Raw genomic sequence first — 26,672 nt, forward strand, 5'->3', positions numbered from 1 at the left:
AAACGGAGCTCTCGCCATGTCGTCCGCGCCACCCTCGTCCGCCGCTGTTGCCGTCGCCGCACCCGCCTGCCACGTGCACAAGTTCGGCGGCAGCAGCGTCGCCGACGCCGCCCGCTACCGCGCCGTCCCACCGCTGATCGACGACGGCGCGTCCGCGCGCCTGGTGGTGGTCTCGGCGATGCAGGGCGTGACCGACGCCCTGGTCGAGCTGGCCGCCGCCGCGCGCGCGGGCCGTGCCTTGGAACCCGCCCTCTCCAGCCTGTCCCAGCGCCACCTCGATGCCGCCGCCGAGCTCGATCCCGATGGCCGCCACCGCGTGGCGCAGGCGCTGCGGCGCGAACTCGCCGCGCTGCACGCGCAGTTGGACCGCTTGGTCGTCGGACGCTGGCCCGAAGAACAGGCCCAGCGCATCGCCGCCGCCCTGCCGGGCCTGGGCGAAGTGCTGTCCTCGTACCTGATGCACGCCGCGCTCGGCGGCGACGCCGCCGGCTGGCAGCGGCTGGACGCGCGCGAGGTGCTGGTCGTGCATCCCGGCGAAATGGGCGTGGCCGTGGATTGGGACGCCAGCCGCGCGCGCCTGCGCGACTGGCGCGCGCGCCACCCCGGCGATCGCATCGTCGTCACCGGCTACGTCGCCCGCGACGCAGACGGCGAGGCCACCACCCTGGGCCGCAACGGCAGCGACTACTCCGCCGCGATCTTCGCCCACCTGTTCGACGCCGACGCGCTGACCATCTGGACCGACGTCGACGGCGTGCTTTCGGCCGACCCGCGCCTGGTGCCCGACGCGGTCTGCCTGCCGTCGATGTCCTACGCCGAAGCCTGCGAACTGGCCTACTTCGGCGCCAAGGTGCTGCACCCGCAGACCCTGGCGCCGGTGCAGCAGCGCGGTATCCCGCTGCGCATCCGCAACGCCCGCAACCCGCAGGCGCCGGGCACCCTGATCAGCACCACGCCCTCGGCCGACGGCGCGCCGGTCAAGGGCCTGAGCCTGGTCCACGACCTGGCGGTGCTGGAGCTGATCGGCAACGGCATGGTCGGCGTGCCCGGCACCGCCGAGCGCCTGTTCGGCGCGCTGCGCGGCGCCGGCGTGTCGGTGACCATGATCTCGCAGGGCTCGTCCGAGCATTCGATCTGCTGCGTGGTGCGCGCCGACCAGGCCCAGCGCGGACGCGAGGCCATCGTCGCCGCCTTCGCCGACGCCATGGCCGACGGCCAGGCCCAGGAAGTCAGCGTCACCCCCGACGTGTGCGTGCTGGCTGCGGTCGGCGACGGCATGGTCGGCACCCCGGGCGTGGCCGCACGCCTGCTCGGCGGGCTGGCGCAGGCGCGGGTCAACGTACGCGCGATCGCCCAGGGCGCGGGCGAGCGCAACATCTCGGTCGCGATCGGCGCGCGCGACGCAACGCGCGCATTGCGCGCCGCGCACTCCGCGTTCTGGCTGTCGCCGCAGTGCGTGTCGGTGGGCCTGATCGGCCCCGGCAAGGTCGGCCGCGCGCTGCTCGCGCAACTGGCGGCGGCGCAGCCGCGCTTCGAACACGACTCGCGCCTGGAACTGCGCCTGCGCGCGATCGCCGACAGCCGGCGCATGCAGCTGTCGGCCAAGGCGATGCCGCCGCAGGACGCGGTCGCCACGCTCGAAAGCGGCGAAGCCCTGGACCTGGAACGCTTCGCCGCGCACGTACGCGCCGAACACCTGCCGCACGCGCTGATCGTCGACTGCAGCGGCAGCGACGCGGTCGCTGCCTACTACCCGCAGTGGCTGGCCGCCGGCATCCACGTGGTCACGCCCAACAAGCAGGCCGGCGCCGGCCCGCTTGCGCGCTACGAGGCGATCCGCGCCGCCACCCGCAACGGCGGCGGCAAGTTCCGCTACGAAGCCACGGTCGGCGCCGGCCTGCCGGTGATCCAGACCCTACGTTCGCTGCTCGACACCGGCGACGAGCTCACCGAAGTCGAAGGCATCCTGTCCGGCACCCTGGCCTGGCTGTTCAACCGCTACGACGGCAGCGCCGCGTTCTCCGAACTGGTGCGCGAAGCCCACCGCCTGGGCTACACCGAGCCCGACCCGCGCGACGACCTGTCCGGCACCGACGTCGCCCGCAAGCTGGTGATCCTGGCGCGCGAAGCCGGGCGGCCGCTGTCGCTGGAACAGGTCGACGTCGAAAGCCTGGTCCCCGACGCGCTGCGCACAGTGTCCAAGGACGAGTTCATGGCGCGCCTGGACGAACTCGACGCGCCGCTGAAACAGCGCTTCGACGCCGCCCGCGCCGCCGGCCTGGGCCTGCGCTACCTGGCGCGGCTGGACCGCGACGGCCGCGCCAGCGTCGGCGTGGTCTCGCCGCCGCCGGGCCACGCCTCCATGCACGGCGCGCTCACCGACAACCTGATCCAGTTCCGCACCCGCCGTTACGCGGATAATCCGCTGGTGGTGCAAGGGCCCGGCGCGGGGCCGGACGTCACCGCGGCCGGCGTGTTCGGCGACATCCTTTCCATCGCGCAGACCCTCGGAGCCCGCGCATGAGCGCCGCAACACCCGGTTCGTCCCCCATCGATGCCGCGCGCACCGACGCCGCCGGCAGCGTGCGCGCGTTCGCGCCCGCCAGCGTCGGCAACATCGGCGTCGGCTTCGACCTGCTCGGCCACTCCATCGACGGCCCGCGCGACATCGCCGTGGTGCGCCGTATCGCCGCGCCGGAAGTGCGCATCGCCGCGATCCGCGGCGACGTCGCCGGCGCCGACTCACTGCCGCTGGAGGCCGCGCGCAACACCGCCGGCCAGGCCCTGATCGCGCTGCGCGACAAACTCGGCCTGGGCCACGGCTTCGAACTGGAACTGGAGAAAGGCATCCCGCTGGGCTCCGGCCTGGGCGGTTCGGCCGCCTCCTGCGTCGCCGCCGTGGTCGCGGCCAACGCCCTGCTGGACGCGCCGCTGCCGCGCGACGCGCTGTACGAATTCGCGCTGGACGGCGAGTCGGTGTCCAGCGGCAGCCGCCACGGCGACAACGTCGCGCCGATGCTGCTCGGCGGCGTGGTCATGGCCACCGCCACCCGCATGATTCCGCTGGCCGTGCCGTCCTGGCTGTACGCGGTGGTGGTGCATCCCGACCAGGTCCTGGAAACCCGGCGCGCGCGCGCCGTGCTCGCCGACCCGTATCCGCTGCACACCGTGGTCGAACAGAGCGCGCACCTGGCCTTGTTCCTGACCGGCCTGCAGCGCGGCGACGCCGGCCTGCTGCGCGAAGGCCTGGTCGACCTGCTGGTCGAACCGCGCCGCTCCCCGCTGATCCCCGGCTTCGCCGCCGTCAAAGCCGCCGCGCTCGACCACGGCGCCCTGGGCGCCAGCATCTCCGGCGCCGGCCCCAGCACCTTCGCCTGGTTCGAATCCGAAGCGCAGGCGCGCGCCGCTGCGCCGTCGATGCGCCAGGCCTTCGCCGACGCCGGTTTCGACTCGCGCGCCTACGTCACCCCGGTGGCGGGACCACGCGCGGAGTTGATCGCATGAACTTCTTCAGCACCCGCGGCCGAACCCCCGCGACCGCGATCGACGACGCCCTGTCCGCCGGTCTCGCGCCCGACGGCGGCCTGTACGTGCCCGAACACCTGCCCACGCTCGCCGCGCTGCCCGTCTACGACGCACTGGCCGACACCGCGCACGCCGTGCTCGCGCCCTACTTCACCCAGTCCGCCTTGCGCGAACGCCTGCCCGACCTGTGCCGCAGCGCCTACGCCTTCCCCGCACCGCTGCACCCGCTGTCGCAAGACGACGACCTGCTGCTGGAGCTGTTCCACGGCCCCACCGCCGCATTCAAGGATTACGCCGCGCGCTTCCTGGCCGAAGCCCTGGCCGGCCTGCGCCAACCCGACGCCGCGCCGACCACCATCGTGGTCGCGACCTCCGGCGACACCGGCGCCGCGGTCGCCGCCGCATTCCACCGCCGCCCCGGCTTCCGCGTGCTGATCCTCTACCCCGACGGCCGCGTCTCGCCGCGCCAGGCCCACGGCCTGGGCTGCTGGGGCGACAACGTGCAGGCGCTGCGCGTGGACGGCGATTTCGACGACTGCCAACGCCTGGCCAAGCAAGCCCTGTCCGACACCGAACTGCGCCGCGCGCGGCCGCTGAGTTCGGCCAACAGCATCAGCCTGGGCCGGCTGCTGCCGCAGGCCGCGTACTACGCCCACGCCGCCGTCCACCATCACCACGCCCACGGCACTCCGCTGAACTTCATCGTGCCCACCGGCAACCTCGGCAACGCCTGCGCTGCAGTGGTCGCCCAACGCATGGGCCTGCCGATCGGCGAGATCCGCCTGGCCACCAACGCCAACGACACCCTGCCGCGCTACTTGAACGGCGCCGACTACGCACCGCAGCCGACCCGCGCGACCCTGGCCAACGCCATGGACGTCGGCGCACCCAGCAACGTCGAACGCCTGCGCCACTGGTTCGACGACGACAACGCACTGCGCGCCGCCATCCACGCCACCGCCGTCGACGACGCCACCATCACCCAAACCATCCGCCACGCCCCTCAGCGCCACGGCGTAGTGCCCTGCCCGCACACCGCCACCGGCCTGCACCTGCTGGAACGCCTGCGCTCGGAAGGCGACACCCGCCCCTGGGCCGTGGTCGCCACCGCGCACCCGGCCAAGTTCGACAGCATCGTCGAGCCCCTGGTCGGCCACCCGGTCGAACCCCCACCGGCCCTGGCCGCCGCCCTCGCCCGCCCAGCCTCGGCCGACCCGCTGCCCGCCGACTACCCCGCCCTGCGCGAACACCTGCTCCACCGATAAACACCACACTGCTCTGGGGTAGGAGCGGCGTAAGCCGCGACCCGCCTTCGCCGCTCTCTGTGGGAGCGGCGTAAGCCGCGATCGCCTCGAGCGAAGGAAGTCCGCAACCGGCCCAAGGATCAGCTCGGGCAAACTCTCAGCGATGCACGAGCGCATCCGCTCCCAGGCTTCCGCATCCATGGACGGACGCGCGAGCCCTTCGGCCTTCGCCGCCGTCGCGCGCCCTCACCCCAACCCCTCTCCCGCGAGCGGGAGCGGGGCTTAAAAGCGGTTGGGGCTGGCAAGTGCAGGGGGGCGCGAGGCGGTTCGCTGCGCTCGCCGCGTCCTACTTGCCCTTCATCGCGAAGCTGCCCAGGGCCTTGCGGTAGGCGGCGGAGTAAGCGCCCAGATAATCGGGGCAGCGCGCCTGCGGGTCGTTGCGTTTCTGCTCGGCGCAGGCTTCCGATTCTTCGGCTACGCGGTCCAGGGATTTCATCGCCAGGATCAGCGATCTCCAGGAGATGCCCAGTTCGTACACAGCGCGCGAGCGCCCGTCGACGCATACGGCCAGGAAGGTGAGCATGCGGCCGTCCAGGGCGAAGGGCTTGTCCACGGGCGTGGTCGCGCAACCGGGGTTGAGGTCGGTGACGGTGAAGTTGGCGTTGGGGTAGCGCTGCTTGGCTGCGTCCAGAACGGACTGGCCGGCCTCGGACTTGCCCTTGTAGAGCACGCTCAGCGCGTAGGTGTCGTAACCGCTCAGGCCGATCACCATGACCGTGTTGCGCTTTTCCTTCTTGTCGCGGTATTCCTCCCACTCGATATCGCCGTAGGTGTTGCTGGGCGCGATGTAGGAGAAGGCGTAGTAGTCCTTGTCGAACTGCCCGGCCGGCGAGCGCGAGCCGACGTGCTTGTAGTTTTCGGTTTGCGCGGCGGCATTGGCCGACGCGGCCAGTAGCGCGATTGCGCACAGCCACTTCCACATTCTTGCGTTCCCCCTGATAAGCCGGCCGCGGCGCGGCCGGCGGTGTGGCGTTCAGGCGCCGACGATCTCGCCCGTTTGCATGTCCAGCGCCGCCAAGCCCCCACTAGCGGCGATGCCGAGTGTTTCATGTTCGGTGGCGCGCTAGGGAGTGCGCTTTTTCTAGGACGCTCCGCGAAAGCGCACTCTGACCCTTCTTTGGCGACCTGGACTCGCGCGCTCAAGGGCGCATACCGCCATCAAGGTGAGCGAGGCCCTCCCGCGAACCTAGATCGCCGCGAACGCCAAAAACGGCCGCGGCGACAAACCAGGAAACGAGATCGCGCCGCTAACAACCGGCCGGCATCATTTCCCCAGCTCAACAAAATACACCTGCCTACCATCCCGCTTTTTTGGGTCGGCCTTTGCCGCCATCGTCAGCTCGCGGTACTGGATCTTGGTCAAGAGTTGGCTGAGTTTCGGAAAACCGCGCGCCGCGGCATTGGCCTTCTCCATGTCCCCCGGAATGGCCTGAATGCGGATGAGGTCGTAACCGGTCAGCGCGCAATTCACCTGATCGCTTTTGATGCGTTCGCAACTCTTCTCGGTGAAGCTGGCGGCGGGGTTCTCGGCAAACAAGCCGTCGATCAGCAAAACTTCCCCGGGCCTTGCCGTGAACGATGCGAAAGGCGTCGCCAGCGTCGCTTGGACTTCAACGCCGCTCACGTCCACTTTTTTTGTCGTTTCATAGTATCCGGCGGCGCGGCTCTGGCTGGTCACGTTATCGGTGTAAGTGCCCCATTGAACGCACTGGTCGCTTCCGGCTATCACCATCGTGCAATAGTTGGATTTCACCGCATCGGTGACATAGGCGGCATTGCGCCATTCCTGACCCTTCTCATATTCGGAGAACGTGGTTTCCCTGAAAGAGACCTGGCCGATTTTGGAGGCCCCGCCTGTGCCGCGGCTCGCGCCTGTTTTGGGCGCGCGCGTCCGGGGCAACGTATAGCTGGCGCCGGTCAGCGTGTAGGTTCCCGGGGCAACGATGTACACCATGTACCGTGTGCCATCCGACACGAAACTGAAAAAAGAGCGGTCGAGCTCTCCGTTCTTGAAATCCGAGTCGTTTCCAACGGTAAAAAAGCTTCCGGGCTGCTGCCCTTTCCAGACCGATGTGGAGGTGCGGTCGGTTACGTATGTCCCCGTTCTGCTGGATGTATACAGCGCGCTGTTGTCGATCATCGCGTCCTTGTTGGGATACTTATGATCGAGATTGATCGTTGCGGTGACGACCATGCTCATGCCGTTCTGAAGAGCATCCAGAAAAAGCTGGTCGGTCAGTGCGGCATTGTGGGCTGCGTCCGTTTGCTTCTTTTTCGCATGGGCAGGCATGGCTACGCACGCCACCATTGCCGCAACGGCCACCCCACTACAAAGCCGTGATGCAAGATCGGAATGGATTTTCGTCATAAGCCCCCCACGTTTGAAGTTTCATTCAACGGTATCACGCTCCGCGCGCGTCGCCTGCGCCGGGGAAACTGTTGCGGCGGAAACAGGGGAAAATGCTTTTTCCAGGACGCTCCGCGAAAGCGCACTCCGACCCATCTTTGTTGAGTCATTTTCCAAGCAGGATGTCTGCACGTCGCTAGGCATCAGCCACGCGGAAGCGGGGCAAGAAAGTCCGCCACCGGCTCAAGGATCAGCTCGGGCAGACTCTCGGCGATGCACGAGCGCATCCGCTCCCACGCCTCCGCATCCACGGACGGACGCGCGAGCCCTTCGGCCTTCGCCGCCGCCGACGGCCACTGCGTGTAGCTGTACCAGATGTCATCCGGCCCCCGGTGCAAGCGCGACCCGAGCGAGCCCCGTTCGGTCCGCAGCAAATGCGTCACCCGCGACCAGGCATCGACGAACGTCGGCTCGGAGCCGGGGTGCAGGCGCCAACGATAGAGGGCGCAGAAGGCGGGGCTGTCGTTGCTCATCCTCTTCTCCCACAAGGTAGCTGCTGTGACGGCAACTTCGCATTGGCTACCGCTCTTTGGCCGTAAGGGCTATCAGGCGCCGTGGTCCGGTGCGTCCTCGCCCCAGGCAACACCCTTGGCGCTGACCTCCAGCCCCGCATAGCGTTGGACCAAGGCCCATGCCCCGTCGGTGGTGTCGTACTCGACGATTTCGTAATCGCGGCCGCAGGACTGCCAGCTTCCGCAGGGGGCTGCATTTGGAGCCGCATCCCACGGGATAGCGGAAAGACGTCGAAGCTCATCCCAGGCAGCCTCGATCGTAGAGAACTCGCCGATGGGTTCGGCGTGGCTCTGGTCTTCCACCACAAAGATCTTCGGCATGAGCGCGATCAGGTCATGGGACTTCAGGCCATTTTTCCATACGTGGCTTGAAAGCGAGAGGCCCGCCGATGGGCGGGCCTCTCTGCAGTACGGGGAGATGCGGGATCGCTGCCTGGGCCCGCGGTCCTCGAGTTACCGCGCCGGGCTTGCCGTGTCCGCTCCGGGCGAGACCGCGCGGATCGCGTCGGCGACGGCCTTCGGGTTTTCGCGATGGATGTTATGCCCGGTGGCGAAATAGCGGTGCGTGCCCTGGCTGAAGCTTGCGAACAGGGCGGCGTGCTGCGCTTTCCACAGCGCTTTGCCCTGCGCGGTTTCCTCGAACACGAACGGCTGGTCCGCGACCTGGGTGGAGGTCAGCAAGGCCACCGGCACGTCGGGCATGGCGCGCGGGGCGGCGGCGTCGGCGCTGTCCAGCTGGGCGATCAACAGTGCGTAGTCGGCGCGCAGGGGCGGCGGCAGCATCGCCAGCAGCGCTTTGTCGTCGGCGGTTACGCGGTCGCGGTCCGCCGCCATGAAGGCGTGCCGTTGCTGCATCGTGGCCGGGTCCACCAGCACCAGTGCCTGCACGCGCTGCGGATACTTGCGTGCGAACTCGGTGACCAGCAGGCCGCCGTAGGAATGGCCCACCAGCACCACCTTGCGGCCCGGTGCGAGCGAATCGATCACCGCGCCCAGGTCTTGCAGGTGCGCGTCGATCGTCTTGGACTTGCCGTCGGTGCCCGACTGGCCCAGCCCGGCGCGCGCGTAGGCGACGCAGCGGCACTGCGCGCCCAGGTCGGCGATCACGTCCTTCCACACGCCCGCGCCCTGACCGAAACCGGATTCGAAGACGACCGCCGTGGCGCCATCCCCCTGTTGCTCGGCCTGCAAGGTGTAGCCCGGGCGGTGCACTTCGGCGCCACCGGCCTGCGCGACCGTCGTGCCCAACATGGCTGCCACCAGCAGCGTGGCTTGTGCCGCAAATTCCTTGATCATTCCCTTCCCCTGATAGGTGCGCGACCGTCTGGGCCAGCGCGGCAGTCGTCGTATGCGGCGGGCTCAGCCGAAGCGGAAGCGGGGGGTGGTGCGGTCGGGGGCGTAAGGCGCGGCGGTGGCGTAGCCGCTGCTGGAGCCGTAACCGATGCCAAAATCCCGCTCCCGCTTGACCGGGCGGGCCACCAGGGGCGCGGCGGTGCTGCGGTTCTGCGGTCGCGGAAGGTGGGTGGAAAACAGGGAGGTCATGGCGTTCATGGCGGAGGTCCGTGGATTGTGTGATTTGGTGTGTTGGTAAAGTACAACACCAAGCACGCTTAAGCCATGGGCCGGAAGTCACCCCTCTATTGGGCTAGCCGCTTCAGCGGCGGCTGGGGCCGCCTGGGCCCAGCTTGGTCGGCCGGTTGGAACCGGATCGTCCACGTTTGGAGCCCGCCCGGGCGGCACGGTTGGCGGCCGAGGAGTCCGCACAGGCCAAGATCGGCCCGGGAGGCAAGGGATGCCCCAACATGGGCAGGCGCTCCGGACGGCTCCGCAACCGGGCGAACCGCTTTCTCCTCCGCCGGCAAAGCGCGCTTTGGTCGAGTGGCCGAAATGCACTGCTCCCGACCCAGGACATCCCCAACCACATGGATGTATTCGATCTTCTTTCTTACAAGCTTGAGCATTTCTTGGGCATTCGCCCGCGCTCGATGGCGCCAGGCGCCGTGTTCTATGAAGAGGACGAGCCTTCGCTGCTATCCCTCGTCGCTCGAAAGCGCGACGGCGCAACCCTCTGCGTGAGCCGTTGGGGCGACCTGTTTCCCGTGAGCGCCTTCGAAAACACCATGGCGACCAAGGGGTTCACGGAATCGGACTGCTATGCCCTGCTCTTGGTCCTGTCGCGCTTTGGTTATCTGCTTGAGATCGACAACCGCCAACGGCCCCGCAAGGACTACTTCATCTTCTACTACCTGGTGCAGTTGACCAGCCTGAAGAACGGCCCGCTCGATGCGGACGAAGCAATCAGGAATCACATGCTCAGGTTCTTGCTTTTCGAGCTGAGCATCGACGACGAAGCCTATCGGCGCTTCAGCATCAAGGGGAACCAAGTGCAGATGGCCACCGATTCGCTGGGGCCGGTGCCGTTCTTGGAGGTGATCGAACGGGTTTACGAAGCGCTGCAGCAGATCATCGTGGGCGAAGACGACTTGCTCGGCACGCTGAAGACCTACCAGACCGATATCGTGAAGCTGCTGGCCACCCCCGACGGCACCACTTACCGACTCCCCCTTGGCGATCGGCGCCACGGGCTCATCTATCCGGATGTCTTCATGCAGGCGCTGACCGGGGATCGGAAACAGGTGATGGAGGCGCTGACCGGCGCCGTCGGCGCGGATCAGACGGCGGAAAGCCGCTTCGTCTCCCGTCTCATCCTGATGAACTACTCCTTCCACGTGTTGGGAAGCAGGCCGCAGGAGATTTCGGCGCTGCAGAACCATGTTCAAGACGAGGCGTTGTTCGGCAAGTTGCTCGAAGCGTTGTCCATTTTCCGGCCGCCGCCGCTCAGCCGCCAATCGATACAGCAAGAGCGCCGTTGCCCCGTCGAGTAAGATGGAGACACAAGCAGGGAGACTATCGATGGATCCGGCCTGGGACGAATTTTCGGCGATATGCCGGCAGGATTTTGTTGGTTGCGAGTTCCAGGAGGCGCTGCTGAAAGTCTGCGACGGGAACGAAGACATCGCGTGGGCCGTCTACTTCCATTGCCGCGGCGACGCGATCGCCTGGACGCGCCGATCCGTCCCGGCCTTGGGTGGAAAAACGCCGGCGTCGCTCATAGAGGCCGGACGCGGCGACGAAGTCAGGGCATGCCTTTGGTCGATGCCCTGCTAGCGCATGCTGGTGTTCGCTTCTGGCCGAGGGCGGGCATCGAGCCATGGCGGATACCTCACGAAGACACTGGCACCCGCCTTCCGTGAGCAATCCCTCCGCGAGAAAGCCATTGCACCTACGGAAGGATCATCGCCCCCTCCACCCGAATCCGCGTCGCCCGCGCTCAGTCGCCGATCGCCCGTATGAGCCTCGCCGGGTTTCCAGCGACCAGCGCGTTCGGCGGGACATCCTTGGTCACCACCGCTCCGGCCGCGACAACCGAGTTCTCGCCGACCGTCACGCCGCCGATCACCGTGGCGCCGGCGGCGATCCAGACGTTGCGCTCGATCACGATGGGCTTTGCGACGACGAACGCGCGCCGCTGGGACGGCTCGACGGGGTGGCCGGTGGTAATGAGGCTCACGTTCGGCCCGATCATCACGTCGTCGCCGATGTCGAGCCCGCCCAGATCGTAGAAAGTACAGTTCTGGTTGACGAAGACATTGCGCCCGACACGGATGTCGAGCCCATTGGCGGTGTAGAACGGCGGTATCAGCAGAAAACTGTCGTCGACCGGCTTGCCGATGAGGTCGCTGAACAAGGTCCGGACTTCATCCGCATCCTCGTAGGTCAAACGATTGAGGGTGGCGGTGATCGCCATCGCCCGTTTGACGTTGGCCGACATGGCCGCCGATTCCGGGGTTCCCCTGGGGATGGTGCGGGTTCGGTCGTCGCTTGGCATTCGTTTCCCGCTCAGAAGGTTCGACACGATGTTTCTCGGTCCGCTCAGCCTGGTGCTGGCCGAGGTCTCGCAGCGTGTGCCGCGCCATCTAGCGTAACGAGTGTGTCCGTCGCCGACCACTGCGCACATTGCGTATTGATTCTCCATTCTTGATGACGCTCTCCCGTCAGAGGCGCGGTGCGCCGGCGCTCGAAGGTCGGTACTCTTTGCGGCAAGCCGCTTCAAGGAAGGAACGTCACCATGCTCATGCGCAACGGATTTCCGAATGCTCTACCGGCGATCCGACTGACCGCACTGGCCTGCCTGCTCTGCGTCGGCGCTTGCGCCACTACGGCCGCGGGCCCTGCAGCGGTTCAGGAGAAGCCCGCCATGACGGAATCGACACCCGCCACCGCCAACGACATGCTCGACGCACAACAGCTCAACGAGCGGGTGCTGGCCTGGATTCTGAGCGTGCGCGATGCCCGGGATCTATCCGCACAGAACATCGAGAAGCATACCGGGATCAAGTTCAAGGTCGACCCCGAAGATCCCAACGGCTTTTATGCGGTCGGCGCGCTGACTGGGGCTTGGCGGTACTCGCTGACATCGATAAAAGCCCTCCCCGGATCCCACCCCGGCGGCGTGGATTTTGATATGGGCGTTTCCGGCGACAACGACGCCGACATGACACCGGTCTGCATCGGTCTCAACAGCTACCAGCAGGCACTGATTGCGGCCGGCTTTAGGTTGTCGCAACTTCCTGCTCACGTCGGCGTGGAATACAGACGCTTCAGGAGCGACAAAGCTAGCGTCTTGATCTACCTGCGCGGGAAGACTAAGCGCTATGACGAGCAATTGTGTGTTTTCAGAATCGTTGTCAACGCACCGAATAGAAAGAAGTAGGTAAGCATGGCTGCGGTTCATGACGAACTCACTGCGCAGGAAAAACTGGATGCGCTGCTTTCGGATTTCGATCGACGCACGCTCACCGAGAACATGCACCCTGGAAAGGTCCTCCGCGAGACCCTGGACAGCACGCCCGAACTGAAAGCAGCTGTGCTACGTTCGCTAGAGAATGGCCAGTTGCTCAAGTTCGACGCGGAAGCGGACCCAAGGTTCAAAGGCACTTTCGACTACAACGATGGCACTTTACGCCTGTCGCTGGAACAACTGAACGAAGTAGATCTGAGCGCCTCATCCGACGAACTCGAACAGAGTGCCAACTTCGTTCGCTATACCGTCGGCCATGAGATCGATCATGCGATCTCCAGCGATGAATCTTTACGACTGGTTGTCCGGTTCCGTGAGCAGGTCGCTGCGATCGCGAGCGAACCATCGCCACACGACTACACGGCTTCGGTGAAAGCCTTTAACGAAGGGTCCCGTGAGCGAGAGGCACGCGCCGAGATTGCCGGATTCAATACAGTGGCCGCGCACGTCAAGCGCCTTGATCCCGAGGCGACTCTGGCTGATCTGTATGAGGCTGACGGTGGCGCGTCTAACTACATAGAAAAAGGCCGCGAGGAGTCGCCAACCTACACCCTCCAACCCGGCCTGCACATCAAACCCGACCTGCAACTGGACGCGGACAAAAGCCTGGAGGCCATGGCAAGGGCGTTCTACGACAGCAACCCCGGCTATCCGGCGCGGAACATCGATTGGGCATTCGGGGAAATCTACCGCCAGGAGGCCGTCGCACAGGCCGCCCACCCTGGCCGGTCCTTTCCCGAGATTCGGATCAATGTCCAGGAGATCGGCGTCAAGGTGACCGTGCCGCCCGACTTCATCGACACCAGCCAGCTGCAGACGGACAAGACCGCGCCGGTCGCCGAGCCACGCTCTGGTCCCAGCGCCAACGACCCCGGCCACCCGGACCATGTGCTGTTTGAGAAAATTCGCGACGGCGTTCGCGACCTGGAGCAAAGCATCGGCAAGCCCTGGGACGACCGCAGCGAACGCTTGAGTGCGAGCGCGCTGTCTCTGGCGGTGGCAAGCCGGTTCGATCCTGGCGACGATGTGAAGCTCGCATTGAACCGGCCGACCGAGCAGAACGCGGCGGGTGAACTGCTGTTCGTGTATCGACAGGGGCGTAACGCATCGCCCGACCCGGCCGCCAACTACGCGCACATGCCGGTATCGCAAGCGCTTTCGCTGCCCGCGTCGGAGCGCCTTGGGCAGGCCGCGACCTTGCGGGAGACGCAGGTGCTCGACCGGCAGTCGACGCCGGAAACCGCACAGAAGAATCAAGCAATGGAAGGCCAGTCGCAGACCGGGCCACGGATGCAGCACTAGCTAAGGGATTTTTGCTGAGGCCCGCTGGCGGCAGACAGCAGCATGGCCTACTTCGGGCTTATTCCCGCTTACTTGGGCCGGGCCTTGCGACCGCGCGATGTCGGCCTTGCCGGAAGGCTGCTGCCGTACTCGCTCCACCACACCGTCAGCGCTTCCATCGTCGGCCCCAGGCCGCGCGCCTTCGGCGTGATCTCGTACTCCACGCGCGGCGGCACTTCGGCGAACACGATGCGCGAGAGGATTCGGGCCGAAGCTGCCAGACGGCTCCGGCTCGGCCGGATTATCGGGCGACTCGCCGGGATTCGTCGTGGGCCGTGAGTTCGGCGGCCAGCGGATGGGGATGGTGAACCTGCGGAAAGCGGATCGCGCCGGACACATAGCCGTCGAGCCAATCCCTGAAGCGGGTGGCGCCGAGCATGGCGGCGTCGCTTGGCGTCAGTGTGGCGTCGTCCAGCACGGCGCCGTAGTAGCGGGCGGCGACGTCGGCGATCACCGGCCGGTCGTCCTGGTAGCTGTACATCACCCACTCCACCAGTTCGCTCAAGCAGAAGGGTTCGGGGCCGGCCACTTCGACCGTACCGCCCGATGGTGGCCGGATCGCGATGTCGGCGAGCACGTCGGCGACATCGTCGGCGGCGACCGGCTGCACGCGCGCCGGCGACAGATGCACCAGATCCTTGCCGCTGCCCGGGGGAATGATATTGGCCATGAACTCGAAGAACTGGGTGGCCCGCACCAGGGTGTGCAGCGCCCGCGCCTGCGCGACCAAGCGTTCCTGCACCTGCTTGGCGCGGAAGTAGGCGCTGCCCTGCAGGCGCGGCGTGCCGACGACCGACAGCGCCAGATAGTGGGCGATGCCCGCACGCGCCGCGGCCGCCAGCAGGTGTTCGGATGCGCCGCTGCGGGCCGGACCGCACCGCAATGTCCAGCGAAGCTGCGCCAGCGCCTTCAGTCCGCTCGAAGCGTCGACAGCACCGCATTGGCGGCCGCGATCTCGGCCTCGCTGGCGTCCACCGGCGTGATGACCACCAGGTTGGCGAACCAGGCCATCTCCGAATGAACGCAACTGGTGTAACCGCGCGTTTCGGCGCCGGGGAGCCGGGCGACGACATGATGGTCGCAGGTCCACTCGGCGGGTAGCGCCAGGGCGTGCAAGGGCGAGTCCGGGCCCGCGGGCGCGACGCTGCCGAACTGGGTGCGCAGCCCCTCGCTCAACTGACGGGCCACCACCGACTGCATGCGCAACGGCTTGAAGCTTTCGAACTCGGTGACGCCGATGGCCAGGCCGTTATCGCGATGCAGGATCATCAACTGCTTCGAGTCCGCCAGGCCCGGGCCTTTGAATTCCGCGGACCACTGGCCTTCATCGAACTTCAGCGCGACGTGGCGCAACGGCGCCGTAGCTGCGAAGCCGCCCTGCGCCGACGAGCAACCGGCCGACAGCAGTGCGCATAACAGGGCCATGCCCAGCCGATTCCGTTTCATCCCTATCCCCAAGAAGCTGCAACGCTTGCCGATTCTATAGCTTCGCCGTGCCGGGCACGCCTGACGATTGCGAGTGCCCGCTGCGCAGAAGGCACGCCCTGTAGGCGCCGCCGCTAGGACGGGTTGTAGGCGACCCAGCCCCTGAACGTAAACCCGGCGTAGAACAGTTCGACGTTGTCGAATCCCGCTTGCTGCATCAGGGCCACGTCTTGTTCGGGCGAGAGCAGCGGCAGCCGGCTGCTGATGGCGGCGACCGCATTGCTCGCATCGAATCCGGGGACGCCCGACGCCACGGCGAATGCGGCGTAGCGATTCAACCAGCGCAACTTCTGATCTTCGGCCTGGGGGACGCTGTGGTGAGCCACGATCAGCGGCGCCCCCGGCTTCAAGCGTCGCCTGAGTTCGCTTAGCGTATGCAGGCGCTCTTGCTCAGGAAGAAAGTGCAAGGTCAGCAGGCAGGTGGCGCCGTCGAAGGGACCCTGCGGCGCAGTGTCGATGTAGCCTTCCAGCAGTTCGACACGCGCAGCGAGCGGCCCCAGGGTGTCGCCGGCCAGCTTCAGCATCTCGGCCGACGGGTCCACGCCCACGAAGCGCCACCCTGCCTGCGCTTCGGCGAAGACCTTCAATTCCAGACCGCCTCCGGCGCCGAGGACGAGCACGCGACCGTCCTGCGGAACGGTCTCGGCCAGCAGCAACGCGGCCATCTGTTGCATGGCATGAAAGCCCGGCACCTGCCTGACCGGACCTAGTGCGTAGCGAGAGACCGCTTGGGGATCGCAGAACGACAAGACAGGACTCCTACGCTGGCTTAGGGCCGTCGCATGCTACTGCAAAGTGTCCACGCTCGGCCGGCTGCGGGCGTCGGTCACGCGACAGGCATGGCCGAGATTCACGCCGACTCGACCGCACCGCAGTAACCTCATCCTTCGGACTGGATTCAAGAGGCCTACCATGATCGCCAAACTGCAGCCATGTCTTTGGTTCGACGGAAATGCCGAAGAGGCGTCGCGCTTCTATGCCGATACGTTTCCAGGAAGCCGCATCGGCACGGTCATGCGCGCGCCAGGCGACTATCCCGACGGCATGGAAGGCGATGTCCTGACCGTCGAGATGACCATATTCGAAATGCCGTTCCTGCTGCTGAACGGGGGCGCCCAGTTCAAGTTCAACGAAGCGGTGAGCTTCCAGGTGGCGACGAACGATCAGGTGGAGACCGATCGCTACTGGCAGGCCATTACGGACAACGGCGGCGAGGAGAGCATGTGCGGCTGGTGCAAGGACCGTTTCGGATTGTCCTGGCAGATCACCCCCAAGCGTCTGATCGAACTCATGGCCCGCGGCGGCGAAACGGCGCAGCGCGCATTCAAGGCCATGATGACGATGAAGAAGATCGACATCGCCGCGCTCGATCGCGCGGTCAAGGGCGCCGATTCCTGAATCCTGAGCCTGCGACCGATCCGGCCGCAGGCTTGGGGCGCGTTCCCCGCTGGACCACGCGCAACGGTCCTGCAGACCGGTGCGCTACGCCGCGGCAGGCGGCCCGAACCAGGTGGTCAGCGCATCCGTCAGTCCCAGGTCCGTGCCCTCTCCCACCCAGGCCACGTATCCGTCGGGCCGAATCAGCACGGCAGTGGGCGCGGCGACCGTGCCGAGTGCCGGAAGCTCCCACTCGCCTTCGTAGACAGCGTCGATCGATTGGACCCGTTCGGCCCAAGGCGCGATATCCAGGCTGCCGGGCAGGCCTAGATTGAGCAGTAGCGGCCGCGCACGGTGCAGCAGGGCGTATACCCGCAGCGGGCCGTCGGCAGTGACCAGGTCGAGGTCGGGCATCCGGCGTCCGAGCAAGGGATGTCCCTGGCCGAAGTCGTAATGGATGCCCAGCCCGGACATCATCGCCGCGTACCGTTCGCGCGGCTCGTCCATGCGCAACAGCTCGGACATGGCCTCGCTCATGGCCTTGCTGCGCTCGTCGGTACGGTGCAGCGCGACCTGGGCCATCGTGTTGCGCAGCACGCGCGCCGCGATCGGATGGCGCTCGGCGTGGTAGCTGTCCAGCAGACTGTCCGGCGACACGCGATGTATCACCTGCGCCAGCTTCCATCCCAGATTCACCGCATCCTGCACACCGGTGTTGAGGCCCTGCCCGCCCACCGGGCTGTGCACGTGTGCGGCGTCGCCGGCCAACAGTATCCGTCGCTCGCGGTAGGCCGCGGCCTGCCGCGTCGTGTCGGTGAATCGGGAGATCCAGGTCGGGCTGTGCACGCCATAATCGGTTCCATGTGCCGCGATCAAGGCCTGACTGAGATCGCTCAGGCTGGGTTCGCTCGCGGGTCCGACCTGCGCCTCGGTCACCATGACCCGGATCGGCCCCGTATCCTTGTAGATGATCTCGCCGTCGCGGATTTCGTACTCCAAGCGGCCGAAGGAGTGCACGCCGAGGGCATTGCGATGGATGCCCAAGCTCGGCATCTCGGTCATCTCGACCTCGGCGATCAGGCTGCTCGTGGTCGCGTCCCATCCGGGAAAATCGATGCCGGCGACCTTGCGGACCAGGCTGCGTCCTCCGTCGCAGCCGACCAGATACTCCGCGCGCAGCGACCGACCATCGGACAGCGCGACATCGACGCCGGTATCGTCCTGCGCGAATCCGATCACATCGCAGCCGCGATAGAACGTCACCGCTTGCTCGTCGACCCAGCCGGCGAGAATGCGTTCGATGTGGTTCTGCCACAGCCCCAGCCCGTAGGGATGCCGGGTGGGGAAGTCGCTGATGTCCAAGCGGGTGCCGGCGAATCCCGCGACCTGGGCCAGCTGCCCCTGCGAGAGGAACCGCTCGGCGATGCCGCGCTGATCGAGCACCTCGATCGTGCGCGCGTGCAGACCGCCTGCGCGCGCGCCGGCGAGTTCCGAGCTGGCGCGCCGCTCGACGATCGCGACATTCACGCCCGCCAGGGCCAACTCGCCCGCCAGCATCAGACCGGTCGGACCGGCTCCAGCGATCACCACCGCGTGGCCGCTCATGCCCACACCCCGGCCGGTGCGATTGCGGTCGCCGCCGATGCGGCGCATGCCTGCGCATCGAGCACCCGCACAGTGGGGCCTGGGACCGGCCCGGCAAGCACACACCATTCTTCTTTCGCTGACAGCACGCTCATTTCGTCGCTCCAAAGCCCACGGGGTCGGGCTTTCGGCTGGCGATTTAGCGACACGGCCCGGGGCTTGCCGCAAGCCCCCCATGCGCTAAGATATTGATAGGGACGGGGTGTGTTCTACCCCCTGCTCCCATTTATCCTCCTGCACAGACCAGCGCTTCCCGCGAGCGCGCAGCGCCATGTACGGCGACGCCATCGGCCTGGAGCAAGCGTCCGTGGGCTTATAAATCCAGGTCGCAGGGCGCAGAGTCTGCGCTCGCTATTGCGGCGACGCAGCAAACCCGCCTCTGCTTCAGCACCGGTGCTGCCTGCGTGGTGCAGTGCGGCAGAACAGCGCTGTGCCGCTGCGTACTTAGCAGGCGCTGACGTATATCGCGGTCGCCAACGCCAACACCGTCTTCGGACTCAGCACCGCCGGCGAGGTCTACCAGCTCGTCAATATGCCGTACCAACCCACGCCCGCGGGCGCCGATGTGGCATGCCGGCACCAGCCCGGACGGCAGCGTCTGGGGCGTCGACGGCAACGGCACCATCTCCATCCGGATCGGCGCCGGCATTGCCGTCGGCGCGGATCATCACCTGCACCACTATTTCAAGTCGCCGCTATGGCAGAAGCGCCAGAAGGAGCCGCCTTCGGCCTGATGCGCCGGAGCCCTAGATCGCGCCGCCAGGCTTGCGCGCTCACGCCTTCGGTATCGTCGCGAGTTTGGCGGTCTTGATCATGCGCTGCGCGCGCCGGCCGGTGCGGCCTTGCTTCAGCGCCCGGCGTTTTGCGGCCAAGGCATCGCCTTCATGCTCGAAGGTCAGGTTGTCGGCCTTCTTCGGATCGAAATAGCCGACGTAGCCGCCGTGCGCGACGCCGAACGAAGGCAGGCTGAAGGCCTTCTTCCCCACCGTCACGGCGCCCATGAAGTTGTTGCGCGAACCCGGCTCCGGCGTGGGCGTGAAGTACAAGGGCAGCACGAAATCCGCAACGCCGATGCCGTCGATCAAGTAGGACTGCGCCTGCACGGCGTCGCACATCTCGAACCAATGGAACACGTCGCGGCCGAGCCCCGCCGGATGCGGCCCCTGCACGACCAGATTGATCTGCGGGTCGGCGATCATTTCCAGCGCTTCATGCGAGAGGCTGACGCTCCAGTCTTCCTGCAGGCCCTTGCTCAAGTCCAGGTACACCACGCCCGCCGGGACGCCGCGGAAGTCGGTTTCGTGCGCGCCGGCCAGCTCTTCGTCGAACCTGTCCAGCACGTACAGCACGCCGTCGCCGCGCATGTCCATCGGATCGAACTTGAAACGCCGCTTGCCCCTGTGGGCCGTGTGCCCTTCCAGACGGAGCGTCGCACCGAAGCCCCAGTAGGGCTCGAAGTCTCGCGCGATCTGGACGTTGATCGCCCGGATCACTTCCTGCATGCGGATGTCGCTGATGGCGCCGTGGCTCAGATTGAACACCGAGACGATCATGACCTGCCCTCCGTTGGCTCGACATCCGGGGCCAACGTCGGATGCGCGGAGGACAGGCCAGGACCGCTACCGTCCGATCAGTTCTCGGGCACCCAGACGAAGCCTTCGCCCTGCGCCTTGACGTGGCCAAGGCCCGGGAACGGGAAATGCACCGCGTACAGGCGCAGATTGCCGTCGGCGGCGCGTTGCAGCAGCGCACGGCGGCTGGCCTGGGCCAGCGGCGCGTTCATGTCGTACTGCACGGTCCACTCCGGACGCTGCACCGAGATCACGAAATGGTGCGCGGTGTCGCCGATGTAGAGCAAGCGCTGGTCGCCCGATGCGATTTCATACGCGCTGTGCCCCGGCGTATGCCCGTCCACGGCCACCGCGGTGACCACGCCGGGAACGATCGCGGCGCCAGGCTGGAAGGTCGCGACCTTGGGCGTCATCGCGGCCACCAGCTTGGCTGAATCGCGGTCCTTCTTCAGCGATTCCCATTCCGGCGCCGAGAGGTGGATGGAAGCATTGGGAAAGGCCAGCTTGCCCTCTTTGGTAAGCAAGCCGCCGGTGTGGTCCGGGTGCTGGTGCGAGAGGAAGATGTCCGTGACCTGCGAGGGCTCGACCCCGGCGGCACGCAACGACGCCGGCAGGCGCCCGGCGCGCGCGAACGAGGCGTCGGCCGCGCCGGTGTCGAACAGCAGGACGCGATCGCCGCTGCGGACCAGCAGCGGCTGGATGCTCAGGTGCAGCATGTCGGTCGGCTGCCCGGCCGCGCTCAGCAGTGCGTTCACCGCCTCGGCCGGCTGGCCGATGGCGAAGGTCTTGCCGTCGTTGGGGGCATCGATGTCGCCGTCTTTCAGCGCGGCCGCGTCCAGCGTGCCGATCTTGAAGCGCAGCACGTCGGGGTTTGCGGCTTGGGGTGCCGCGGCCTGGGGCGCCGTGGCCGGGGCCGCGGCGACCGGAGCGGGCGTGTCGCTTGCGGCCGGTTGCGGCTTGGAGCAACCGGCGAGCATCGCGCCGGCCAGACTTGCGGCGATCAGGAGGGAGAGGTGAGTGCGGGTCATGGACAGCTCCGAGATTTCGGGGGGAGGTGGTGTGGCGTTATGGGTGCTCTGCGCGCTTTTCCAACAGCGCCAGATAGTCCGTACATATCTTCAGCTTCTCGGGCCCAGGCTTGTTGCCGAGTTTGGTCTCGAAGTCCTGGGTCATCGCCGCGTTGTAGTCCTCCAGCGACTGCCAACCTTTGGGCGGCTGGCTCGCCGCCACGGCATGGCCGCGATCGACGGAGGCCTGGTTTAGAAGGAACCATGCCTGCGAGGCGCCCTGCAGCCGCGCTTCGTCCTGCAGCACCGGGCCGCAGATCTTGACGGTGCTGGGGATACCGACGCTTCTGAGGTAAATCATCCAGTCCGAGAGTTCGGCATCCGTCGGCTGCTTCTGGTCGGCCCAGGCATTCGCGGAAGCGAGCAGCAACAGGGCCATCGTCACGCTAAGTTTCATGGCAGCTCTCGTATGTGTCGCCGTGCGAATCCGCCGCCCCCCGAAGCGGGACCGGACGGACGGTTGCGGCCGGAATCCATATTCAATCGCCGATCCAGCCGGAGCCATACGGCGGGCCACAGCGCTGCGCCAGTTCCGGATAGGCACGGGCGATGTAGTCCTCCGGCAGGTTGCCGCCGCCGAAGGTCGTGGTCGCACCGAAGCGGACGATCTGACCCGTGTGAGTCTCGCGCAGGAACAGGCCCGACGCATCGTGGCCCAGTTCCGTTCCCTGGTGCCAAAGCACCGTCTCGACATAACGGCCGCTCGCGATTTTCACGCAGCCCTTTTCTACGACGAGCTTGCCCGTTTTCGCAGCCGTAAGCCGCATCTCTTCGGTGCCGGGCGGCGGCGGCGCCAGCATCGGGAGAAACGGCAGCGCCTCATTGGGGCCGGCACTGGCGCAACCCAGCAACAGCGCACTCATCAGCAATCCGATTGCGATCTTCATCCGTGTCCTGCCTTGTGGAAGGTGCCGGTTCAATGGCGGGCCTGGGGTGGCGGCCGTCTGCACTGATCCCGCATGGCCAAGAATAGCGCCGCGCCGACCGGACTGAACGGATTTGGCCGGCCATGCGCCAGCTTGTTGGCCGTACCCGGCTCGCATAGGCTCCACGCGGACCGGCGGACTGGATCGCCCAGGCGGTACGTACACGGATCCATGAGCGAATCCTCGCGTCGGTCTGATCGGTCTGCCGCATGGGGAGCGGGCGACCGGACCGGTCAGGAATCGAGAAGCGCCGGCCACCACGCCGGACCTAGCATGACGGCCCGACCTGGACCCAGGACGACTGCCACGTTCCGCTGTTCCCGCTCGCCCTGTTGCTGTTGACTGGTCTGTATCTGTTCGCGCTTCCCTATATCACCAAATGGCGCGGCGGACGAAATACCGTCGGCCGGTAACTACACTGATGCAAGCTGGCCGGATCGAGCCAGGCGATGCCGCCGATCGCCACGACGGCGGCCCAGCCCACCCCATGGAGACACGATGAGCAAGGCCATCAGGAAAGACGCGCCGTCGTCCGCGTCGCATGCAGCCGATCGCCACGATCTGATCCGCGTGCATGGCGCGCGCGTGAACAATCTCAAGGACGTCAGTATCGATATCCCCAAGCGCCGGCTGACGGTATTCACCGGCGTTTCCGGCTCGGGCAAGAGCTCGCTGGTGTTCGGCACGATCGCCGCAGAATCGCAGCGCCTGATCAACGAGACCTACAGCGCCTTCGTGCAGGGCTTCATGCCGACGCTGGCGCGGCCCGATGTCGACGTACTCGACGGGCTGACCACCGCGATCATCGTCGACCAGGAACGGATGGGGGCCGATCCCCGCTCCACGGTCGGCACGACCACCGATGCCAACGCGATGCTGCGCATCCTCTTCAGCCGCCTGGGCAAGCCGCATATCGGCTCGCCCAGCGCATTCGCCTTCAACGTGCCCTCGGTCAAGGCGGCGGGCGCGATCACCGTCGAGCGCGGCACTCGCACCAAGACCGTCAAGGAAACCTTCAACCGCATCGGCGGCATGTGTCCGCGCTGCGAAGGTCGCGGCTCGGTCACCGACTTCGACCTGTCGCAGCTGTACGACGACAGCAAGTCGCTCAACGAAGGCGCGCTCACGATTCCCGGCTACAGCATGGAAGGCTGGTACGGCCGTATCTTCAGGGGCTGCGGCTACTTCGATCCGGACAAACCGATCCGCAAGTTCAGCAAGAAGGAACTGAACGACCTGCTCTACAAGGAACCGACCAAGATCAAGGTCGACGGCATCAACCTGACCTACGCGGGCCTGGTCCCGACGATCCAGAAATCGTTCCTGGCCAAGGACGTCGACGCGATGCAGCCGCACATCCGTGCGTTCGTGGAGAAGGTAATCACCTTCAGCATTTGTCCCGACTGCGACGGCACCCGGCTCAGCGAGGCGGCCCGCTCGTCCAGGATCAGGAAGATCAACATCGCCGACGCCTGCGCGATGCAGATCAGCGACCTGGCGCAATGGGTCCGCGGCCTGGACGAGCCGTCGGTGGCGCCGCTGCTGGCCAAGCTGGCGCACACCCTGGATTCGTTCGTGGAGATCGGCTTGGGTTACCTATCGCTGGACCGGCCGGCCGGCACGCTGTCGGGCGGCGAGGCGCAGCGCACCAAGATGATCCGCCACCTTGGCTCCTCGCTCACCGATGTCACCTACGTCTTCGACGAACCCACGATCGGCCTGCACCCCCACGACATCCAGCGCATGAACGAGTTGCTGCTGCAGTTGCGCGACAAGGGCAACACCGTGCTGGTGGTCGAGCACAAGCCCGAGGCGATCGCGATCGCCGATCACGTCGTCGACCTAGGACCCGGCGCGGGCACCGCCGGCGGCGAGGTGGTGTTCGAGGGCAGCATCGACGGGCTGCGCGCCGCCGGCACCTTGACCGGCCGGCGCCTGGACGACCGCGCCTCCTTGAAACCTTCGGTTCGGAAGCCATCGGGCGTGCTGAAGGTGCGCGGCGCCGCCCTCCACAACCTGCAGAAGGTCGACGTCGACATTCCGCTCGACGTGCTGACGGTGATCACCGGCGTGGCCGGGTCGGGCAAGAGCTCTCTGATCCATGGCTCGGTGTCGGGCCAGGACGGTGTGGTGACTGTCGACCAGGGCGCGATTCGCGGCTCGCGCCGCAGCAACCCGGCGACCTACACCGGCCTGCTGGATTCGATCCGCAACGCCTTCGCCAAGGCCAACGGCGTGAAACCGGCGCTGTTCAGCGCCAACTCCGAGGGCGCCTGCCCGACCTGCAACGGTGCCGGCGTCGTCTACACCGATCTGGGGATGATGGCCGGAGTCGCCGCCCCTTGCGAGGACTGCGAGGGCAAGCGCTACCAGGCCGAGGTCCTGAAGTACAAATTCGGCGGCAAGGACATCAGCGAGGTGCTCACGATGCCGGTTGCGGAGGCCGAGCAGTTCTTCGGCTCGGGCAAGGCGGAGATTCCCGCTGCGCACAAGATCCTGTCCCGCCTCGCCGACGTCGGGCTCGGCTACCTCAGCCTCGGTCAGCCGCTGACCACGCTGTCGGGCGGCGAGCGGCAGCGGCTCAAGCTGGCCACCCACATGGGCGAGAAGGGCGGCGTCTACGTCCTCGATGAGCCGACCAGCGGCCTCCACCTCGCCGACGTCGAACAGCTGCTCGGCCTGCTCGACCGGCTGGTCGACTCCGGCAAGTCGGTCATCGTCATCGAACACCACCAGGCGGTGATGGCGCACGCCGACTGGATCATCGACCTGGGCCCCGGTGCCGGCCACGACGGCGGCAGAGTGGTCTTCGAGGGCACGCCCGCCGAGCTGATCAAGGGCCGCGCCACTCTGACCGGCAAGCACCTTGCCGCCTATGTGGCCCCGCAGGGGAAGTCGGCGCGGAAAACTTGAGGCGGTTTTACGGCGAACAAAAGCAAGCCTATTTCACGAAGTTCCGTCCAGCGTTTCAGTACCGGCGAGTTGCATTCGAGTTCGCGGCCTTCCATGGCCGATGGCTGTTCCGAACGCGAGATCCGGTACGGCTTGATTGTTTCGGTATCTCATAGGCTGAGCATGTCTTTGATTCAGATCCAGGAACTGCAGGTAGCCACCGAACTGGGACGCCTCTACGTCAAGCGCTGGACGCCTGCGAGGCACGATCAACGCGCCCCCATCGTCTTGTTCCACGACTCGCTGGGTTGCGTGGAGTTGTGGCGCGATTTCCCGGAACGACTGGCGGGCACGACAGGCCGCAGCGTGATCGCGTACGACCGCCTCGGCTTCGGCCGATCCGACCCTCACCCTGGAATGCTGGACCTTGGTTTCGTTAGTGACGAGGCCGATCACGCCTTTCGTTGCTTGCGCGAGGAACTCGGCATTGCACGGTTCGTGGCGTTCGGCCACAGCGTCGGCGGCGGAATGGCCGTCGCCTGCGCTGCACGCTACGCCCACGACTGCCGAGGCCTGATCACGGAATCCGCCCAAGCCTTCGTTGAAGATCGGACGATCGCGGGAATCCTCGCCGCGCGTCAGGCATTCGCCGAGCCGGCGCAACGCGAGCGCCTGAGCAAATACCACGGCGAGAAGGCCGCCTGGGTGCTCAAGGCCTGGATCGACACCTGGTTGGCGCCGGCGTTCTCGGACTGGAACCTGGACGAGGCGCTGCACGGCGTCCGCTGTCCGCTGCTGGTGCTCCACGGCGAGCAGGACGAATACGGCTCGGCGCTGCATCCGCAGCGCATTGCGCGGCTATCGCAAGGGCCCGCTTCCATGCACCTGCTTCACGACTGCGGTCATGTACCGCATCGCGAAGCCGCGTATACGGTACTGCGGATCGTCGATCGCTGGCTGCAGACGGCCGTGGATCGGGCGCCTTCGTAGCTTGCCGGCTGCCGCGGGCTCATAGCCCCGACGGAGTCGCAAGCAGGGCCTCTACTCGCGAGGTCGCGCGCGCCGGGCAGCGGCCTCGGCCTGGATGCGCTCAACCGCCGCCTGCGGTGCCGGCCGACGATCCATCTCCGCTGAGTTTGTAGATGTAGGCGTCCACGGCAGTGCCGTCTGCGAGCTTCACCGTGGTCAGCACGCGCTGATAGCCCTCGCCTTCGAACTCGTCGATGCGGTCCCAATGCTCGGCCAGGCTCTCCGAGCTGAAGACCAGACCGCCGATTTCGTCGCCATGCTCGTCAAGCACGATACCGGGATAGCCGACCGCCGCGCCCCAGCCTTCTTGCAACAGCGAGCCGGTGACCGTCGCCGGCTGCCATCGGCCGGGGATACCCGCCAGGACGTGCTCGTTGGGCCGTCCCGGGGCGAGCGTTCCGTAAACGAAAAGTCGATGCACCATCGTTCCCTCAAAGACAGTCAGCGCGCTACGGATCGCGAGACTCGAAGTGTGCGTCAACGGGCGTTCCGCTTCTAGCAGGCGCGGGCAGCCCATGAGTACGGTATCCAAACAGCGGGGCATCTGACGCGTGGGCCGGCTTGACGCATTCGCCAGACCGCGGCATTCGCCAATCGCCTGAGTGGGCCATACCGCGCGAGGCGGCCTGGCCCACAGGCAGGGCACGCGACGGCTTAGACCGTCGGCGTCGCTTCAGGACTCCTCACGTCGACAAGATCCCGCACGACTTGCGCGAGCTTCGGCCTTCGGC

At 66.6% G+C, this 26,672-nt stretch carries 28 protein-coding genes; 11 read left to right on the plus strand and 17 right to left on the minus strand.

The features are described from left to right. Positions 1–16 precede the first annotated feature (16 nt). Genes thrA through thrC form a run of 3 tightly spaced genes read left to right on the plus strand, consistent with a single transcriptional unit; the run spans position 17 to position 4,790 of the window. Positions 17–2,524 carry a bifunctional aspartate kinase/homoserine dehydrogenase I gene (gene thrA, locus ASE10_RS05255; protein ID WP_055902139.1) on the plus strand — a complete coding sequence of 836 codons (2,508 nt, stop codon included), beginning with the start codon at positions 17–19 and terminating at the stop codon, positions 2,522–2,524. After that, positions 2,521–3,504 carry a homoserine kinase gene (locus ASE10_RS05260; RefSeq protein ID WP_055902143.1) on the plus strand — a complete coding sequence of 328 codons (984 nt, stop codon included), beginning with the start codon at positions 2,521–2,523 and terminating at the stop codon, positions 3,502–3,504. Before thrA ends, ASE10_RS05260 begins: the two co-directional genes overlap by 4 nt. Further along, positions 3,501–4,790 (plus strand): threonine synthase, encoded by a 1,290-nt coding sequence (gene thrC / locus ASE10_RS05265; protein WP_055902145.1) that lies wholly within the window; start codon positions 3,501–3,503, stop codon positions 4,788–4,790. Before ASE10_RS05260 ends, thrC begins: the two co-directional genes overlap by 4 nt. A gap of 325 nt (positions 4,791–5,115) precedes the next feature. Here thrC and ASE10_RS05270 read toward each other — a convergent pair whose 3' ends face one another. The 6 genes from ASE10_RS05270 to ASE10_RS05295 all read right to left on the minus strand — a co-directional run bounded on the left by ASE10_RS05270 (position 5,116) and on the right by ASE10_RS05295 (position 9,299). Continuing rightward, positions 5,116–5,751, minus strand: a complete 636-nt coding sequence (locus ASE10_RS05270) for a hypothetical protein (protein WP_055902159.1) — start codon at positions 5,749–5,751, stop codon at positions 5,116–5,118. A gap of 342 nt (positions 5,752–6,093) precedes the next feature. Then, on the minus strand, positions 6,094–7,197 hold the full coding sequence (locus tag ASE10_RS05275) for a hypothetical protein (RefSeq protein WP_157481199.1): 1,104 nt from the start codon (positions 7,195–7,197) through the stop codon (positions 6,094–6,096). 182 nt (positions 7,198–7,379) lie between these two features. Further along, complete coding sequence (locus tag ASE10_RS05280; RefSeq protein ID WP_082559633.1) at positions 7,380–7,709, minus strand: antibiotic biosynthesis monooxygenase family protein; 330 nt, start codon at positions 7,707–7,709, stop codon at positions 7,380–7,382. Positions 7,710–7,781: 72 nt separating this feature from the next. Then, positions 7,782–8,069, minus strand: coding sequence for a hypothetical protein (locus ASE10_RS05285; RefSeq protein ID WP_055902173.1), 288 nt, complete (start codon positions 8,067–8,069; stop codon positions 7,782–7,784). A gap of 132 nt (positions 8,070–8,201) precedes the next feature. After that, entirely contained in the window at positions 8,202–8,999 is a 798-nt protein-coding gene (locus ASE10_RS05290) for an alpha/beta hydrolase (RefSeq protein ID WP_055902282.1), read from the minus strand. Positions 9,000–9,107: 108 nt separating this feature from the next. Continuing rightward, positions 9,108–9,299, minus strand: coding sequence for a hypothetical protein (locus tag ASE10_RS05295; protein ID WP_055902176.1), 192 nt, complete (start codon positions 9,297–9,299; stop codon positions 9,108–9,110). A gap of 371 nt (positions 9,300–9,670) precedes the next feature. On the opposite strand from ASE10_RS05295, the gene ASE10_RS05300 reads away from it, so the two are divergent. Together ASE10_RS05300 and ASE10_RS05305 are read left to right on the plus strand one after the other, a co-directional pair. Beyond that, entirely contained in the window at positions 9,671–10,633 is a 963-nt protein-coding gene (locus ASE10_RS05300) for a hypothetical protein (protein WP_055902178.1), read from the plus strand. A gap of 28 nt (positions 10,634–10,661) precedes the next feature. Next, entirely contained in the window at positions 10,662–10,916 is a 255-nt protein-coding gene (locus tag ASE10_RS05305) for an antitoxin Xre/MbcA/ParS toxin-binding domain-containing protein (RefSeq protein WP_157481201.1), read from the plus strand. Between the two features lie 163 nt (positions 10,917–11,079). Here ASE10_RS05305 and ASE10_RS05310 read toward each other — a convergent pair whose 3' ends face one another. Further along, positions 11,080–11,580: a sugar O-acetyltransferase gene (locus ASE10_RS05310; protein WP_235565800.1), complete on the minus strand. Its 501-nt coding sequence runs from the start codon at positions 11,578–11,580 to the stop codon at positions 11,080–11,082. Between the two features lie 297 nt (positions 11,581–11,877). Between ASE10_RS05310 and ASE10_RS05315 the strand changes: the two genes are divergently transcribed. Together ASE10_RS05315 and ASE10_RS05320 are read left to right on the plus strand one after the other, a co-directional pair. After that, positions 11,878–12,522 carry a hypothetical protein gene (locus ASE10_RS05315; protein ID WP_056306740.1) on the plus strand — a complete coding sequence of 215 codons (645 nt, stop codon included), beginning with the start codon at positions 11,878–11,880 and terminating at the stop codon, positions 12,520–12,522. Between the two features lie 6 nt (positions 12,523–12,528). Next, positions 12,529–13,911: an XVIPCD domain-containing protein gene (locus tag ASE10_RS05320; RefSeq protein ID WP_055902191.1), complete on the plus strand. Its 1,383-nt coding sequence runs from the start codon at positions 12,529–12,531 to the stop codon at positions 13,909–13,911. 68 nt (positions 13,912–13,979) lie between these two features. Here ASE10_RS05320 and ASE10_RS21270 read toward each other — a convergent pair whose 3' ends face one another. The 4 genes from ASE10_RS21270 to ASE10_RS05340 form a co-directional block, all read right to left on the minus strand. Then, positions 13,980–14,303, minus strand: a complete 324-nt coding sequence (locus tag ASE10_RS21270; RefSeq protein ID WP_157481203.1) for a winged helix-turn-helix transcriptional regulator — start codon at positions 14,301–14,303, stop codon at positions 13,980–13,982. After that, entirely contained in the window at positions 14,192–14,833 is a 642-nt protein-coding gene (locus tag ASE10_RS05330; protein WP_055902194.1) for an SDR family oxidoreductase, read from the minus strand. Before ASE10_RS05330 ends, ASE10_RS21270 begins: the two co-directional genes overlap by 112 nt. Positions 14,834–14,859: 26 nt before the next feature. Continuing rightward, positions 14,860–15,375: a hypothetical protein gene (locus ASE10_RS05335; RefSeq protein ID WP_055902197.1), complete on the minus strand. Its 516-nt coding sequence runs from the start codon at positions 15,373–15,375 to the stop codon at positions 14,860–14,862. Positions 15,376–15,509: 134 nt separating this feature from the next. Then, a complete protein-coding gene (locus ASE10_RS05340; RefSeq protein WP_200945832.1) occupies positions 15,510–16,100 on the minus strand; it encodes a class I SAM-dependent methyltransferase in 591 nt (196 codons plus the stop codon). Positions 16,101–16,347: 247 nt separating this feature from the next. On the opposite strand from ASE10_RS05340, the gene ASE10_RS05345 reads away from it, so the two are divergent. Continuing rightward, positions 16,348–16,833, plus strand: a complete 486-nt coding sequence (locus ASE10_RS05345) for a VOC family protein (protein WP_200945828.1) — start codon at positions 16,348–16,350, stop codon at positions 16,831–16,833. Between the two features lie 84 nt (positions 16,834–16,917). Here ASE10_RS05345 and ASE10_RS05350 read toward each other — a convergent pair whose 3' ends face one another. Further along, entirely contained in the window at positions 16,918–18,465 is a 1,548-nt protein-coding gene (locus tag ASE10_RS05350; protein ID WP_200949812.1) for an FAD-dependent monooxygenase, read from the minus strand. Positions 18,466–19,019: 554 nt separating this feature from the next. On the opposite strand from ASE10_RS05350, the gene ASE10_RS20015 reads away from it, so the two are divergent. Continuing rightward, positions 19,020–19,190 carry a hypothetical protein gene (locus ASE10_RS20015; protein WP_157481205.1) on the plus strand — a complete coding sequence of 57 codons (171 nt, stop codon included), beginning with the start codon at positions 19,020–19,022 and terminating at the stop codon, positions 19,188–19,190. A gap of 39 nt (positions 19,191–19,229) precedes the next feature. Here ASE10_RS20015 and ASE10_RS05355 read toward each other — a convergent pair whose 3' ends face one another. From ASE10_RS05355 to ASE10_RS05370, 4 genes are all read right to left on the minus strand, one after another. Further along, positions 19,230–20,009: a hypothetical protein gene (locus tag ASE10_RS05355; RefSeq protein ID WP_056306387.1), complete on the minus strand. Its 780-nt coding sequence runs from the start codon at positions 20,007–20,009 to the stop codon at positions 19,230–19,232. Between the two features lie 77 nt (positions 20,010–20,086). After that, entirely contained in the window at positions 20,087–21,055 is a 969-nt protein-coding gene (locus ASE10_RS05360; protein ID WP_055902210.1) for an MBL fold metallo-hydrolase, read from the minus strand. A 37-nt stretch (positions 21,056–21,092) separates the two neighbouring features. Then, entirely contained in the window at positions 21,093–21,479 is a 387-nt protein-coding gene (locus ASE10_RS05365) for a hypothetical protein (RefSeq protein ID WP_157488347.1), read from the minus strand. A gap of 94 nt (positions 21,480–21,573) precedes the next feature. Then, a complete protein-coding gene (locus ASE10_RS05370) occupies positions 21,574–21,981 on the minus strand; it encodes a hypothetical protein (protein ID WP_055902216.1) in 408 nt (135 codons plus the stop codon). A gap of 537 nt (positions 21,982–22,518) precedes the next feature. On the opposite strand from ASE10_RS05370, the gene ASE10_RS05375 reads away from it, so the two are divergent. Both ASE10_RS05375 and ASE10_RS05380 read left to right on the plus strand, forming a co-directional pair. Further along, complete coding sequence (locus tag ASE10_RS05375; protein WP_055902218.1) at positions 22,519–24,933, plus strand: excinuclease ABC subunit UvrA; 2,415 nt, start codon at positions 22,519–22,521, stop codon at positions 24,931–24,933. Positions 24,934–25,095: 162 nt separating this feature from the next. After that, positions 25,096–25,902: an alpha/beta hydrolase gene (locus ASE10_RS05380; RefSeq protein ID WP_056306414.1), complete on the plus strand. Its 807-nt coding sequence runs from the start codon at positions 25,096–25,098 to the stop codon at positions 25,900–25,902. A 100-nt stretch (positions 25,903–26,002) separates the two neighbouring features. Here the strand turns inward: ASE10_RS05380 and ASE10_RS05385 are convergent, their stop codons facing one another. Next, on the minus strand, positions 26,003–26,422 hold the full coding sequence (locus ASE10_RS05385; protein WP_200945830.1) for a gamma-glutamylcyclotransferase family protein: 420 nt from the start codon (positions 26,420–26,422) through the stop codon (positions 26,003–26,005). Positions 26,423–26,672 lie beyond the last annotated feature (250 nt).

The sequence above is a fragment of the Lysobacter sp. Root76 genome (assembly GCF_001428685.1).
In the GTDB taxonomy this organism is placed as follows: domain Bacteria; phylum Pseudomonadota; class Gammaproteobacteria; order Xanthomonadales; family Xanthomonadaceae; genus Lysobacter.

Coding starts and splice junctions, on each gene's coding strand:
- thrA (WP_055902139.1), top strand. CDS start 17: ATGTCGTCCGCGCCACCCTCGTCCGCCGCTGTTGCCGTCGCCGCACCC.
- ASE10_RS05260 (WP_055902143.1), top strand. CDS start 2,521: ATGAGCGCCGCAACACCCGGTTCGTCCCCCATCGATGCCGCGCGCACC.
- thrC (WP_055902145.1), top strand. CDS start 3,501: ATGAACTTCTTCAGCACCCGCGGCCGAACCCCCGCGACCGCGATCGAC.
- ASE10_RS05270 (WP_055902159.1), bottom strand. CDS start 5,751: ATGTGGAAGTGGCTGTGCGCAATCGCGCTACTGGCCGCGTCGGCCAAT.
- ASE10_RS05275 (WP_157481199.1), bottom strand. CDS start 7,197: ATGACGAAAATCCATTCCGATCTTGCATCACGGCTTTGTAGTGGGGTG.
- ASE10_RS05280 (WP_082559633.1), bottom strand. CDS start 7,709: ATGAGCAACGACAGCCCCGCCTTCTGCGCCCTCTATCGTTGGCGCCTG.
- ASE10_RS05285 (WP_055902173.1), bottom strand. CDS start 8,069: ATGCCGAAGATCTTTGTGGTGGAAGACCAGAGCCACGCCGAACCCATC.
- ASE10_RS05290 (WP_055902282.1), bottom strand. CDS start 8,999: ATGTTGGGCACGACGGTCGCGCAGGCCGGTGGCGCCGAAGTGCACCGC.
- ASE10_RS05295 (WP_055902176.1), bottom strand. CDS start 9,299: ATGAACGCCATGACCTCCCTGTTTTCCACCCACCTTCCGCGACCGCAG.
- ASE10_RS05300 (WP_055902178.1), top strand. CDS start 9,671: ATGGATGTATTCGATCTTCTTTCTTACAAGCTTGAGCATTTCTTGGGC.
- ASE10_RS05305 (WP_157481201.1), top strand. CDS start 10,662: ATGGATCCGGCCTGGGACGAATTTTCGGCGATATGCCGGCAGGATTTT.
- ASE10_RS05310 (WP_235565800.1), bottom strand. CDS start 11,580: ATGTCGGCCAACGTCAAACGGGCGATGGCGATCACCGCCACCCTCAAT.
- ASE10_RS05315 (WP_056306740.1), top strand. CDS start 11,878: ATGCTCATGCGCAACGGATTTCCGAATGCTCTACCGGCGATCCGACTG.
- ASE10_RS05320 (WP_055902191.1), top strand. CDS start 12,529: ATGGCTGCGGTTCATGACGAACTCACTGCGCAGGAAAAACTGGATGCG.
- ASE10_RS05335 (WP_055902197.1), bottom strand. CDS start 15,375: ATGGCCCTGTTATGCGCACTGCTGTCGGCCGGTTGCTCGTCGGCGCAG.
- ASE10_RS05340 (WP_200945832.1), bottom strand. CDS start 16,100: ATGGCCGCGTTGCTGCTGGCCGAGACCGTTCCGCAGGACGGTCGCGTG.
- ASE10_RS05345 (WP_200945828.1), top strand. CDS start 16,348: ATGATCGCCAAACTGCAGCCATGTCTTTGGTTCGACGGAAATGCCGAA.
- ASE10_RS05350 (WP_200949812.1), bottom strand. CDS start 18,465: ATGCGCCGCATCGGCGGCGACCGCAATCGCACCGGCCGGGGTGTGGGC.
- ASE10_RS20015 (WP_157481205.1), top strand. CDS start 19,020: ATGTGGCATGCCGGCACCAGCCCGGACGGCAGCGTCTGGGGCGTCGAC.
- ASE10_RS05355 (WP_056306387.1), bottom strand. CDS start 20,009: ATGATCGTCTCGGTGTTCAATCTGAGCCACGGCGCCATCAGCGACATC.
- ASE10_RS05360 (WP_055902210.1), bottom strand. CDS start 21,055: ATGACCCGCACTCACCTCTCCCTCCTGATCGCCGCAAGTCTGGCCGGC.
- ASE10_RS05370 (WP_055902216.1), bottom strand. CDS start 21,981: ATGAAGATCGCAATCGGATTGCTGATGAGTGCGCTGTTGCTGGGTTGC.
- ASE10_RS05375 (WP_055902218.1), top strand. CDS start 22,519: ATGAGCAAGGCCATCAGGAAAGACGCGCCGTCGTCCGCGTCGCATGCA.
- ASE10_RS05380 (WP_056306414.1), top strand. CDS start 25,096: ATGTCTTTGATTCAGATCCAGGAACTGCAGGTAGCCACCGAACTGGGA.